This is a genomic window from Rhodococcus sp. NPDC057014, assembly GCF_042673295.1.
Lineage (GTDB): Bacteria > Actinomycetota > Actinomycetes > Mycobacteriales > Mycobacteriaceae > Rhodococcus_F.
The window spans coordinates 14330-27771 of the sequence record NZ_JBHUSF010000095.1 but is presented as its reverse complement, the minus strand read 5'-3'; the positions used below and the strand labels follow the sequence as shown (position 1 = coordinate 27771).

Here is a 13442-nt window from a genome sequence, read left to right as displayed (position 1 = left end):
GCTTCCACTCCGCCAGTGTCATCTCGCAGCGGAAGTAGCCTTTGGAGATCTTCGTCAGCTGCCACGGCCCGGCCCCCTCCCGGCTCCCGGCTTTCGGGCCGAGGACGTCGGTGAAGAGTTGGCGGAAGGCGTTGGTGGCACCGGAGAGCCCGTCGATGTGTAGGACGTTCAGCTCGATGAGGTATGGACCGCGGTCGTCGGGGGCGGTGCCCAGGCCCCACCGTCGGCGGTTGTCGTCATCTTCGAGTTCCGGGGGCGCGGTCTGCCGGTCGAGACGCTCGCCCGAGAATTCGTCCCGCGAGGATCCGTCGCCGGCGCCCCGAGATCGTGGTCCGGTCATTGCTCACCTGTCTTCCGCTGTGGATTCGACGAGTAACAAGTACCGAACCCTCTGTGGCTAAGATGATTTGCGGTCACAGGTCTTCCCTCGCCGTCCTTGGTTCCACCCGGCCTATCAGGCGTGGCCCCGACGGGGCCCATACCGCGCTGTGCCCCCACCCTGAGCTGCGGCTGCGTCCGATGCGGTGTGAAGGCCGGTTGGTCTGTTTTCATCGTCCTCTCCGGGGTTGCCGGTGTCAGCGTTGGTTCGGCGCTCTAACTACTGGCGCTGCGGAAAATCGGGCCGCGGCGCTCCGTCCTTGTGGGGGACCGGTGATGGCGTGGTGCTCGCACATCGTCTCTGCGTGTGTGGCCAGTGCGAAGTGGTGCGGCGTCACCGAACTCGCGGGCCTCCCGGCACCGCGCAGCGTCCGATACCTGTATGGAACGGGGAGTGTTTCGCGTCGTCCGTGTCTGCCCGATGTGTCTCGACCCTCGAAACGTGTGATCTGCGGTGCGCAGGCGTTGTCAACGCAAGTTCCGCGGAGCCGATTTGCGACTACCCTTTGCCCGAGCCGGATGCAAACCCCTCAACGCAGCCGGTCTTGTTCTCGATCGCACGGTTGCGGGCGTTGCGTAGCGGAGCGGTGATGTGACGTCGTGCCGATGAGCCGAGGCCGGGGCAGGAGCTATTGCCGGCAGCTCGAGTGCATCGGCGGCATCGCGATCGACCACCCGGTCGCGGGCGGATCGGACGTTTCCGGCAAGGGGAGTGTGCGAGACTTCAGCCGCGGACTGTGGAGGGGTGCGTTCTCCGATCAGGGCTTGTGGGCTCGTTAGTTCACCTCACCACCGGTGACTTCGGCGCGGCGAGGGAGGACGATAAGTCACACACGCCTGACAGACCGCGTGGTCTGAAAGAAGGAGAAGATGCGGGTGCAGCCGGGTCGGTGATAGTCGCGTCGGGTGGGTAGCGCGGTGGCGTGAAATGCTCATCGCCGCGAACCCGGCGATGCGGGCCACTCGTTTGCCATGGTGAGCTGACGATCGGTCACTGGAAGGTGAGTGGAATGGTCCTGCCGCGGGGTACGGTGCCAACGTCGTTGGTTGCTGCTGTCCTGCTCACGGCTGGGGTAGCGGGCTGCATGCGCACGAGTTCAACGGATTACTCGGCCGACTCTCCGGTCGCCTCGAGTCCGGTCTCGCACGGTGCGAACTCTCCGACGCCCTCGTCGAACGACCGCCCCAGCAGCGGCGTAGTTTCCGCGACGGGCACCGATGGGGAAATCGAGCAGGACGACACCGGTAGGGCGAGCGGATCGCCGCTCAATCTTCCACCGAGAGTGAACTTTCAGGGCTTCAATTTCGACGTAGTCCGGAAGGTGATCGTCGATTACCTGGAGCCGCAGTGCGGAGCGAGCACCCCGTGTTACCGGATTGTCGAGGCAACGGACAACGCGGGTGAATTCCGCACGTGCCAGTTCGTCGCCTCCGACCCGCCGCTCGCCGATACGCCGCAGCCGATACCGTACGGGTCCGTCATCACCTTGTACCGCGGCGCGATTGCCCCGACGGATGCAGAGGACGAGAACGCTCGGTGTTCGGCAGGGACCGATGGCGCCGGTGAAGTGTCGACCGATGAACCGACCCGGCAGGAGCCGACGGAAGAATCGGCGACCGACCCGAACACTCCGCAAGTGAGCACACCCGACCAGCCGGGCCCGAGCGAGGCATCAGCAACGCCCACGGGGCCGGCAGGGCCGAGCTGAGCTATCGTGCAGAGGTCCCGCCGGGCCCGTCCTCGGCACGCTCCCAATGCCATCGCAGGGTTGCGACGCACGCGACCGGCCACCGAACAGGGGGATCCCACCTCGTCGGCGTTGCCGCGACTGCTGCGGATCGCCTCGACCGCGATTGCCCCGATCACACTTCTGACGGCGTTGCTGTTCTTCTTCGGATGGTCACACGCGTACAGCTTCTACAACTATTTCGGTGTCGACTCGTCCACGCTCGGGTTGACCCGGCAGGACTACGTGATGCGAAGCCAGGATTCGCTCTTCGTGCCACTGGTGGTCGTCGGTTTGCTGTGGCTGCCGGCGCTGTGGGGGCACACCGCCCTTCGGGCCCGGCTGGCGCCGCGTCCACCGTCGCAGCAGACGAAGGTGATCGCTCTGATGATGCTCATTGGGTTGGTGCTCGCCGCACTCGGTTTGAGCCAGTTGCGTTTCGAGTCGTTTCTGGCAAGCTATGTTGCCCTGGCACCTATGCTCCTGATCTGCGGTGTCGTGTTCTTCTTCTACTCGGTGAGTCTGGGACGGTCCCTGCGGGAGGAAGGACACTCACCCCGTTCGTCACAATTCGCCGTGGCCGAATGGGTCGGCGTCTTCATCCTCGTCGGGCTGGGCCTGTTCTGGGCGGTGAACGACTATTCCGCGGCCGTCGGTTCCAAACGCGCGGAAGAGCAGTACGAGACCATCGCCGAACTTCCTTCGGTCGCCATTTTCGCCGACCACTCACTCAGTCTCAACATTCCGGACATCATCGAAACGCGCTGCGGAAACGATGATGCGCACTTCCGATACAGTTACCTCGGCTTCAAACTCGTAGAACAAGTGGGCAATCAGTACCTTCTACTGCCCGCGACCTGGACGCCGATCCGTGGATACGCACTGTTGCTGCCACGAAGTGACTCGATTCGACTCGAATTCAGTCCGGCATCGACGAAAACGGATCTTCGTCCCTGCTGACCGGTCGGCTGCGGAACCGGACCTGAATCGCCTCGTCCGGTCACGACGGCCGCCACCCCCGCCCGCTGTCGGCCGATTGCACTGAAGGCCGGCGCCGTGGTCGCAGTCGTGCCATCGACTACATGCATGTCGGTGCAGACACGCCCCACCCTGGGGTGCGGCACCGAAACCGAACGGTGAAGAGGTGTCGGAACACCACGATCGAAGAGGCGTCGCCCTTGACAGGACGCGCGGTGAAAGGAGGAAAATGAGAATGGTTGGTCTGTTGGTGGGATCAGCGATTCGCCAGGATCTGGTCCCGCCAGGGTGGCCCCACCGACCATCACTCGACCAAATAGCAAAGGAGCACGTCAGGGTTGTCAGTGTTCGAACTGGATATCGAATTCAGGCCGAGGGCTTTCGGTCGCCGCCGGCGAGAGCAATGACCGACGTCGCCATCGAATACGCTGCGCCCAAACGCGGTACAAGTTTGAGGCATGGGACGCAGATCGGTTCCAGCGCAGCAGGTATCGTCATGGGGCCGCGTCGCCTTGGCAGGCTGTCGGCGGTCGTCGGTATGCAAGCATAAAATTTGGTGTTCGATTCGGTCCTAACCACTCGCCACCAGTACATCTCAAAGACGAGTCGACCAAAGTCGCCGACTCGTAAGGTCCTGTCACGGCGTGTCACGTGCAACAGCGAGGCAATCATGATTCGTTACCATCCGTTGGCGCCTGGAACCTACTCCGGTATGAGCAGCGGTTATCGCACTCCCGACCGACCCGACCACCGCGGGGTGGATATCGCTGCAAACAAAGGAACGCCGATCTACTCACCTACGGACGGCACCATTGCGCATGTCGGAATCAACGACGACCCCCAGGGTTACGGGTCGTGGCTGGTCATCGACTCTCAGGACCGGTGGGGGCTGGACTTCACATTCGGCCACACCCCGCCGTCGTCGTTCGTCAATCCGCACACCGGTGAGCAGTGGAAGTTCGGGGACGTCGTGCATGCGGGGGAGCAGATCGCGGTGGTGGGGTCGGAAGGCGGTTCGAGCGGTCCGCATCTGCATTTCGAGACATTCGGTGCGCCCGGTCGTTTCGGTGGACCGGACCTGGATCCGAACGCGACGTGGTTGCGGGAGGCCGTGGACCCGCGTGAGGCACCGAAGGTGGATGGGCAGGGCTCGCTGGTGGGGAAGATGTTGGTGGACTTCTCGGCCGGGGTTCCCACCGCCGAGCAGATCCAATCGGGCGGATTCGCCGGCGCCATCCGCTACGTTGCCGACCCGAGAGCCGGGTGGATGGTCGGCAAGCCGCTGCGGAAGGCGGAGGCCGACGCGCTGCGAGCACGAGGCATGGTCGTCGTGTCAAATTTCCAGTTCGGTAAGTCCGACTGGCTGGGTGGGGCGGAGCAGGGCCGCCGGGATGCCGAGCGGGGCATCCAATTGCACCGCGAGGCCGGGGGACCGGAGACCGCGCCGATCTACGTGTCGGTGGATGCCTCACCGAGCGAGGAACAATGGAATACCTTGGTGCGCCCGTACCTGCTCGCGTGGCAGGAGCGCCTCGGTAAGGGACGGATGGGTGTCTACTGCAATTTTCCGACGATCGAGTGGGCACTCCGCGACGGCGTCGGTAGCTATTTCTGGATGCACAACTGGGGGAGCGAGGGTCGGGTTCATCCGGGAGCCCACCTGCATCAGTTCGAGATCGACAAGCAGAAGGTGGGAGGGGTCGGGATCGATCGGAACCGCGTATTGAAGGAACCGTTCGGGCAATGGGACAGTTCCGCTCCCGTCGTCCCCGCTCCTGCGCCCGCTGAACCGGCGCAGCCGGCACCCGCTGGGTACCCGATCACCTGGTACGGCGGCCCCGGCTACGATTCGGGGCACGGCGCCTACATGCGTATCTACCTCCACACCACCGAGAATCAGGATTGGATCACACGCGCCGAGAACGTTGCCAACTATCAGGCCGGTGCGCAAAACGGCAGTTACCATTACCTGATCGACGACGAGCACATCATCAACACGGTGACCACCAAGAACACGGCGTGGGGTGTGCTCAGCGACAACCGGGTGAGCATCCAGATCGCGATGGTCGGCACGTCGGGCACCGTGGACCGTTGGAGCGGAGCCAACCCGAATCGCGAAGAAAATCCCAAGACCCGCGAGCAGTGGCTGACCCACACGAAGATGCTCGACATGGTGGCGTTCGTCATCGCCAAGGTCGCCACCGAATACGACATTCCGATCGAGCGGGTCGATATCGCCGGAGTCGGTCAGAACCGGCGGGGGGTGAGCAGCCACAACAACTACACCTACGGATCGGTGATCCTCAAGGGCTTCAAGGACGGTACGCACTGGGACGTCCCCGACACCTTCCCCTATGACGTCGTGCTGGCCGCGGCCACACGCTACGCCGGTGTCGCGGACGACCCGGATCGTTTCCCGCTCCCACCCGGTCACTACTGGGGACCCCTGGACGGCCCGGCCGAGTCGTGGTCCAACATGTACGGCAACGAGCCACAGTCGTCGAAGGACGGCCTCGAGCGCTGGCAGGAAGCGATCGGCATACCAGGATCGAGCGTATTCGACAGGGCCACCGAGGATGCGGCCACCCGCATGCAACAGCTGTGGGGTTGGCCGGTGAGCGGAAACGTCTACGAGGGGGAATGGAACGAGGTCATCCGCAACGGGTGGCGGCTGCCGCCGCCGGAACCGCCGAAGCCGCTGGTGCCGATCGATCCGGGTCCGAAGGTGGGCCGGTCGACGAAGATCAAGACGGTCACCGGGCCCGGACTCACCGACCGGTTCGGGATGGCAGCAACAGATCTGGGTGTCATGGCGCGCACCCCGTCGGGCCGGATCCTCGCCGTGTTCGGCGACACCTTCCGCGGACCCCGGGTGGGCGACGGGGACTGGCGCTCGCCTGTGGCGCTGTTCTCGGATACGAAGAAACTCGACGAGGGGATCGTGTGGAGCGAGGCCGCTGGCGGCGATCCGCACTACGCGCGGCAACTGTGGGACTACCCGCACGACAACCCGGTGTTCTCCACCGTCCTGCCATCGGATGTCATCACAATCGGTGACACGATGTACCTGCACGCCATGGTCAACAAGGGCCTCGGGAACGTCGTCTGGACCGAGATCTGGAAGTCGACCGACGATGGCCACACCTGGCAGCACACCGGGGCGAAATTCGCTGCCGGGCTGCACCGTGGCATGGCCCAGCTGTGGACGTGGGACGCCCCGGGCGACGGGTGGGTCTACGTGCTCTCCACCGGCTTCCAACGCAACAAGCCGCTGATTCTGCGCCGGGTGCGTGAGGACCGGATCGCTCGGGCCGACGCGTACGAGGGCTGGGGCTGGAAGAACGACGCGTGGGGGTGGGGCAACGAACCGACCCCGGTGCTCGAGCGCGTCGATTCGGGGGCCAAGTTCGGCGAGATGTGCCTGCGGGCCATCGGAGGCAAATGGGTTCTGGTCACCTTCGACAGCTCCGACGTCGGTGGATACGACATCGATGTGCGGGTGTTCTCCACCATCACCGACAACCTGTACGAGGCGCACAAGGCCACCCCGATCCGTGGTGTCGGCTGGGGGCAGGAGGGCGACGACGCGGTGGCCCAGTTGTACGGGCCGTCGATCGTGCCCGGTTCGAAGGTGGACGGCGGCTTCCACATCGTCGTCAGCCAGTGGAAGACCGAGGGACCGGACAAGGGTTGGCCGTACCGAGTGCTCCAGTTCAAGATCCCGGTTAACGGCCGGGAAGAAATCCGCGATGATGGGGCTGCCAATCAACACAACGGACGATAGGCATGGGCTTCAGACGTCCCAACGGACCGGTGGCACCCGATATCCCCGTATGGTGAGGTTGTCGGATGCCGAGTGTGGTGGTCCTCCTGAGGGACGTCGGAATGTAGTTGGGCGAATACGGGTGGTGTCCGTCGCTGAACGTGCCGATGGATCCGCACTACGAGACCGACCGAGAAGTCGTGCGCATCAATGAAACTCATGACCTTCTCCGGGCCGGGTCGATCTCCGCAGCGCAAGACGCGCTCGCCGCCGCGGGACCTGGTTCACCCGCCGCAGCTCCGCGACCTCCCAGGCCAGGCGCCGGTTCTCCTCGATCTCGGCGACCGCCCGGTGCAGCCGGAGCAGGGCGCCGTCCCCGCGGGACGGGCGGTCGCGCGGCCGGAACTGGTGGATCACCGGCACGATTGCTCCTTCCCGATGCCGACTGTGCAATCCAGAGGGGTAATCCGGCAGCTGACGGCCAGTATGTCGGTGTCGCCTCGCTCTCGAGGACACACCTGTTGTGGCACTATGTATTCCATGGCCACTCCCCGGGGGTCCGCAGCAGAGTGGGCCTGGCAGCGGCAGAGCGTGTGGTCGAAGACGGCCGGCAGGCTGAAGTCGGGTCCGCAGCGGGCACGTCAATGGCGCCTGGGGTTGACGGTGATGGGTGCCGGGCTCGCGTTGGCCGGAAGCCAACTGCAGCCGGTCCATCAACCTGCCGGGATCACCATGGCGGTGGTGGCCGCCGTGGTGATGGCCGCCGTCGGGGTGTTGGGTGGGCGTCACAGTGTCCACCAGGTCCGTCAGTGGACCCGAGCGCGGTCGGTATCCGAGGCGATCAAGAGTGAGGTGTTTCTGTTCCTGACCTCGACCGGGGACTACGACACCGATGACCGGGAGCAACGCCTGGATGCCGAAGTGCAACGGCTCGAACGGGAAGCGGGTGATCTGTACCGCTACACCGACGAGGTGCGGGCGACGGTGCGCCCGCTGCCCGCGGTGTGTGACGTGGACACGTATCTGGACCTGCGGGTGCGCCGCTCCCAGTTGGAGCACTACTACGAGCCCAGGGCACGGCTGATGCGCCGACGCGTGCGGATGTTCAAGGCGATCGAGGTGACGCTCGCCCTGGTCGCGGCGGGTTTGGCGGCCGCCGCATCGGTGTCGCCGAACGTCGGGGCGTGGGCCGCCGTGGCGACGACCGCAGCCGGGACGGTCGCAGCCCATGCCGCCGCCGAACGATACGAACTGCTGTGGATCGAATACAGCCGCACCGCTGCCGAACTGCGACGCCTCGCCGACCGACGCACCGCGGCCAACGCGAAACCCCTGTCCCCGACGGAATTGATCGCCGAGTGCGAGAACGTCATCTCCGTCCAGAACCAGGCGTGGATGGCCAAGTGGGGCGAGGAGAACAACCCCAACCCCGGCAGCAACTGAACTGCACAGGCGCATCGCCGGCGTTCCTGAAACCGCTTCTCGCTGAGAGCGGATCGATCACCGCCGGACACGCCACGGGCACGGAACTCTTCGACGTGCTCGGGTGGTGCGAAGTGAACCGTTCCGGATGTCGGATTCCTCCCGCAAAACCCGTGGTGGAGCATGGTGTCGGGCCGTGAGTTCGGACTTTGAGCCCGTCTCGTTCCATTCTGCGATCTGACCAGACTTTCCAGTGGAGTTCGGGTCGACCAAATGGCTGAAAAGAGTGGTCGGCGAGGTCAACACTGGAAGGATGAACGTCACGGGCACCGCCGCACGGGGTTTCCCGCAGCATGGGTGGTTTCGTGGTGCTGCCGACGCCGGGCATCCGACGGCCGGTGGTGTGCTGCACTCCCGATCACGATCGACGACAGCCTCGAAGTCGCAGCAGCGCCGGCACCGGTTCGCCGTCCGGGCACAGCGACTCACCGGTGCGGGTGAGTGCGTCGTGGTCGTCCCGGCCGGGCTGCGGCTTCGTGCTCGCGCGGATGCGGTGGGGTGATGGTGTGTCGCGTGTCTTCCTGAGTCATTCGAGCCGGGATTCTCGGGCGGCGATCGCGGTGAAGCGGTGGCTGATCGAGCAGGAACCCGCCCTGGCCGACGAGATCTTCCTGGATCTGGACCCGCACACCGGGATCCGGCCGGGGGAACGCTGGAAACAGGCGTTGCAGCAGGCGAACACCCGCTGCGAGGCGGTGATCTGCCTGCTGTCCGCACGCTGGGAGGCCTCGCACGAATGTGCGACCGAGTTCCGGTACGCGGAAACGTTGAACAAGGCGGTTCTCTGCGCCCGGCTGGAGCCGGTGCCCGGCAGCATCACCGGTGAATGGCAGCGGTGCGATCTGTTCGGTGCCGGTCCGACCACCGAGATCACCATCGATTCCGGGGATCCGGTGGTCTTTGCCACCGAGGGTCTGCACCGCCTGCTGGACGGGCTGCGCGCGTTGGGGATCGGGGCGCAGTTTTTCCCGTGGCCGCCGCCGCACGATCCCGATCGGGCTCCGTACCGGGGTTGGGCACCGTTCGACGAGGCCGATGCCGCGGTCTTCTTCGGCCGGGACGGCCAGATTGTGCGCGGATTGGACGCGGTGCGGGGGATGCGCGGGTCGGGGGTGGAGTCGCTGTTGGTGATCCTGGGCCCCTCCGGTACCGGGAAGTCGTCGTTTCTGCGGGCCGGGCTGCTGCCGCGGCTGCGCCGCGACGACCGCCGGTTTCTGCTCCTGGACATCGTGCGCCCGGAACGGGCGGTGCTTTCCGGGGAACTCGGCGTGGCCCACGCCCTGCACAGCCTGCGCACCGATCTGGGGTTGCCCCGGCCGCTGCTGGGGGAGATCAAGGACGCCTGCCTCGATTCCGACGTCGACCGGCTGCACGACTGGTTGGCCGAGGCCCGGGAGGCGGCCCGCGCCCGGCTGCTCGACCTGCCCGCCGACGCGCCGCCGCCGACGCTGGTCCTGCCGCTCGATCAGGGTGAGGAACTCTTCGGGGCCGACGCCGGACCGCAGGCCCCACGGTTCCTCGAGTTGCTCGCCGCTCTGCTGCGTCACGACGCCGGGATCACCCCGGCCCTGATCGTGGCGGTCACCATCCGTGCCGACCGGTACGAGCCGTTGCAGACCGCACCGGAGCTGGCCGAGCTGCAGAGTGTGGTGTTCGACGAGCTCAAACCGATGCCACCGGTGGAGTTCAAGGAGGTCATCACCGGCCCGGCGCGGCGCGAGACGGCGGCGGGCCGGCCGCTGACCGTGACACCCGAGCTGGTCGACCGGCTGCTGACCGATTGCGCCCAAGGCGCGGACGCTCTGCCGCTGCTGGCCCTGACCCTTCAGCGCCTGTATCACGACTACGGGGCCGACGGGGACCTGACCGTGAGTGTGTACGAGACGATGGGCGGGATGCCGCAGATCGTGCAGACCGAGGTCGACGAACTACTCGCCGCAGATCCCACCACACGGCAGGCCCAGCTCGAGCAGCTGCACGATGCGTTCATTCCGTGGCTGGCGACGATCAACCCGGACAATGATCAGCCGATGCGCCGCCTCGGCCGCTGGAACGACCTCCCCATCGATAGCCACGCGTTGATCGACGCGTTCGTGGAGAAACGGTTGCTGGTCAAGGACGAACGTGACGGCGAGGTGGTCGTCGAGGTCGCGCTGGAGAGCCTGCTTCGCCAGTGGGACGAGCTCGCGGAATGGTTGCGCGCAGAGGCCTCCGATTTGAAGGACGCCGACATCCTCGAGCAGGCTGCGGTGGCGTGGGAACGTAATGCCCGCCGCGACGACTGGCTACTGGAGGGCAGTCGGCTCACAGACGCCGAATCGCTCGCCGCGAAGCCGGGTTTCCGGAGCCGGCTCAACCCAGCCAGGGAGTTCCTGCTCGCGTCGCGCCAGCGCGAGGATCGGCACCTCGAGGCGGAACGGCAGCGGCAGGAGTCCGACCTCCAAGCCGCCCGGGATCGCCAGGAAGCGGCCGAAGCGTTGGCGGCGGCGGAAAGTCGGGCGAAGGAAGAGGCGCAGGGGCATGCCCGCGTGTTGCGGCGTCGGTCGCGGATTCTGCGGGCTGTGCTGGCGCTGGTGGTCGTGGTGGCGGTGGTTGCGGGAGTGGGGTTCGTGTGGGCGTGGAAGGCACGGCAGGAGGCGGATGCGCGCAGCAGGGACGCGACGGCGCTGGCGTTGATCGCGAATTCGCAGCTCTTGCTCGCGGGCCAGTATCCCGGATTCCGCAACGATGTGCTGGCGATGCAGATGGTGCTGGCCGCGCGCAGCTTTCCATCAGTGAACAACGGCGACTTCGCGCTGCTCAATGCGCTGAACCAGCAGCGTGAAGTACTCAAGGTCATCAATACGAGCAGCAACGTCCACAGCGTGGCGTTCAGCCCGGACGGCAGTCGGATCGCGTCCGGAATGGGCGACGACACCGTCCAATTGTGGGACGCGGAAACCGGACAGCCCATCGGCGAGGCAATGGATGGCCACGACCTCGAGGTCTCGAGCGTGGCATTCAGCCCGGACGGTAAACGCCTCGTTTCGGGCAGCTACGACCGCACAATTCGGTTATGGGACACCGACACACGACAGCCGATCGGCGAGCCCATGCGGGGCCACGAGGCGCAGGTAATGCGGGTGGCGTTCAGCCCCGATGGTCGCCAGATCGTCTCGGGCAGCACGGACAAGACACTGCGACTATGGGACGCCCAGACCCGGCAACCGATCGGCGAGCCCATGCAGGGCCACGAGGAGCCGGTCTCTGCCGTCGCGTTCAGCCCAGACAGTCGTCGGATCGCCTCGGGCAGTACGGATGACACACTTCGACTATGGGACGCGGAGACTGGCCAGCCGATCGGTGAACCGCTGCGTGGTCACGGCGGCGACGTGTACAGCGTCGCGTTCAGCCCGGACGGCCGTCGTATCGTGTCCGGCGGATTAGACGGCACGATCCGGTTGTGGGACGCGGAGAACATGGAGCCGGTCGGCGAGCCTCAGCGTGGCCACGAGAACGCCGTCGAAAGCGTCGCATTCAGCCGCGACGGGGGCCGAATAGTCTCCGCGAGCGACGACAAGACGGTGCGATTGTGGGATGCGGCGACACTGCAGCCGATAGGACAGCCGCTGGAGGGACATGAGTTCGCGGTCTCGAGTGCCGCGTTCAGCCCCGACGGTAGCCGCGTGGTCTCCGGCGGCCTCGACCTCACCCTGCGATTGTGGGACACGAGCGGCCGGCGGCTCTTCCGCGGTCACGACGACATCGTCGACAGCGTCGCTTTCAGCCCGGATGGAACCAGGATCGTATCGGGCAGCTTCGACGGAACTATGCGGCAGTGGGACTCTATGACCGGCGCTCCGATAGGCCAGCCGATCGACGTTCCGATCGACCCGAGCGGCGCTTCGACCGGCCCCAACGACCGCGCCGTCTCCGGCGGATTCAACTCGGATGGACGTCAGATCGTGTCGCTCAGCTCCCACACGGTGCGGTTCTGGAACGCCGACACCGGGCAACCGATCGGGAAGCCCCTCCGCCCGCCGTCCGAGGCGATCACGAGCATTGCCTACGACGGGGACAGCCACGTGATCGCCTCGATAGAGGGCACCGACGTGCAGCTCTGGAATTCCGACACGATGCAGCCGATCGGCCCGCCGCTCCATCACGACGCCACGGTGTCGGCACTTGCGGTCAGTCCCGACGGTACCCGCGTTGCGACCGGCGGTTTAGACCAGAACGTCCGGCTCTGGGACGCCAAGACGGGGCAACCCATCGGAAGCCCAGCAAACGGCGACGGCTGGATCACCGCCCTCACCTTCAGCCCCGACGGCCGGACGTTAGCCTCCGGAAGTCTCGGCACGTCGCTGCGATTGTGGAACGCGCAAACCGGGGAATCGGTGGGCCAACCCATGTGGCAGGAGGGTTATGTCTCCACTGTGGCATTCAGCCCGGACGGCCGCACAATCGCGACCGGAAGTAGCGACAACACGGTTCGGTTGTGGGATGTGGAGACCCGATCCCAACTCGGACCGCCGTTCACCGGACACACCAAACCGGTGGCCGACGTCGCGTTCAGCCCAGATGGCAGTCGCGTCGTCTCCGCCAGCGCCGACGGCACACTCCGCATATGGCCAGTACCGACGGCCTCGCCAGAACTTTTGTGTGCCAAGATGACCCAGAACATGAGTCGGGAACAGTGGGAGTATTGGGTTCCCGACGTCGATTACGTGGAACTCTGTCCCGGCCTTCCGGCCCTCGGCGACGACGGCAAATGACCATGAGGAGCCCGACAACCACGTCCACCAGCGCGACATCGCGTCGCAGCAGCAGCAACTCACCCGACTCTCTAGGCGTTCCGGTCGGTGCCGATGTCGGAGTTTGCGCTCGCTAGTGTGCTCTGACGGGTGCCGGGACTGGGAGGCTTCTTGTCATGCAGCAACTTCTCGCCGATCACGAACTCCTCGTCACCGTGGTGATGGTCGTGGTCGTGGTGGCGCTCGCGGCCGCCGCGGTGTGGACGATCTTCCGCTGACCGGCACGGTGCCGGATCGTGTGGTGCAGCGATCTACACCCAGGCCCCTGCGTGAGAGTGTCGGCCACCGCCGGGGTGACGAGGTCGGCTGTTCCCGCCGACG

At 65.7% G+C, this 13442-nt stretch carries 7 protein-coding genes and 1 pseudogene; 6 read left to right on the top strand and 2 right to left on the bottom strand.

Annotated features, from left to right (window positions below; genetic code table 11):
* Positions 1-340 (bottom strand): annotated as a pseudogene (locus ACFTZB_RS19935) (peptidase S8); the annotation flags it as partial.
* A 1321-nt stretch (positions 341-1661) separates the two neighbouring features.
* Between ACFTZB_RS19935 and ACFTZB_RS19930 the strand changes: the two are divergent.
* From ACFTZB_RS19930 to ACFTZB_RS19920, 3 genes are all read left to right on the top strand, one after another.
* Complete coding sequence (locus tag ACFTZB_RS19930) at positions 1662-2087, top strand: hypothetical protein (RefSeq protein WP_378433674.1); 426 nt, start codon at positions 1662-1664, stop codon at positions 2085-2087.
* Positions 2088-2147: 60 nt separating this feature from the next.
* Positions 2148-3065, top strand: a complete 918-nt coding sequence (locus ACFTZB_RS19925) for a hypothetical protein (protein WP_378433673.1) — start codon at positions 2148-2150, stop codon at positions 3063-3065.
* Between the two features lie 730 nt (positions 3066-3795).
* Positions 3796-6867 carry a DUF4185 domain-containing protein gene (locus ACFTZB_RS19920; RefSeq protein ID WP_378433672.1) on the top strand — a complete coding sequence of 1024 codons (3072 nt, stop codon included), beginning with the start codon at positions 3796-3798 and terminating at the stop codon, positions 6865-6867.
* A 186-nt stretch (positions 6868-7053) separates the two neighbouring features.
* Here the strand turns inward: ACFTZB_RS19920 and ACFTZB_RS19915 are convergent, their stop codons facing one another.
* Complete coding sequence (locus ACFTZB_RS19915) at positions 7054-7269, bottom strand: hypothetical protein (RefSeq protein ID WP_378433671.1); 216 nt, start codon at positions 7267-7269, stop codon at positions 7054-7056.
* A 117-nt stretch (positions 7270-7386) separates the two neighbouring features.
* On the opposite strand from ACFTZB_RS19915, the gene ACFTZB_RS19910 reads away from it, so the two are divergent.
* The 3 genes from ACFTZB_RS19910 (at position 7387) to ACFTZB_RS19900 (ending at position 13082) form a co-directional block, all read left to right on the top strand.
* Positions 7387-8289 (top strand): DUF4231 domain-containing protein, encoded by a 903-nt coding sequence (locus ACFTZB_RS19910; RefSeq protein ID WP_378433670.1) that lies wholly within the window; start codon positions 7387-7389, stop codon positions 8287-8289.
* Positions 8290-8581: 292 nt separating this feature from the next.
* Entirely contained in the window at positions 8582-8830 is a 249-nt protein-coding gene (locus ACFTZB_RS19905) for a hypothetical protein (RefSeq protein ID WP_378433669.1), read from the top strand.
* 4 nt (positions 8831-8834) lie between these two features.
* The gene (locus ACFTZB_RS19900) at positions 8835-13082 is read left to right on the top strand and encodes a TIR domain-containing protein (protein WP_378433668.1); all 4248 of its coding nucleotides are present in this window, start codon (positions 8835-8837) and stop codon (positions 13080-13082) included.
* The last annotated feature ends 360 nt before the right edge of the window (positions 13083-13442 follow it).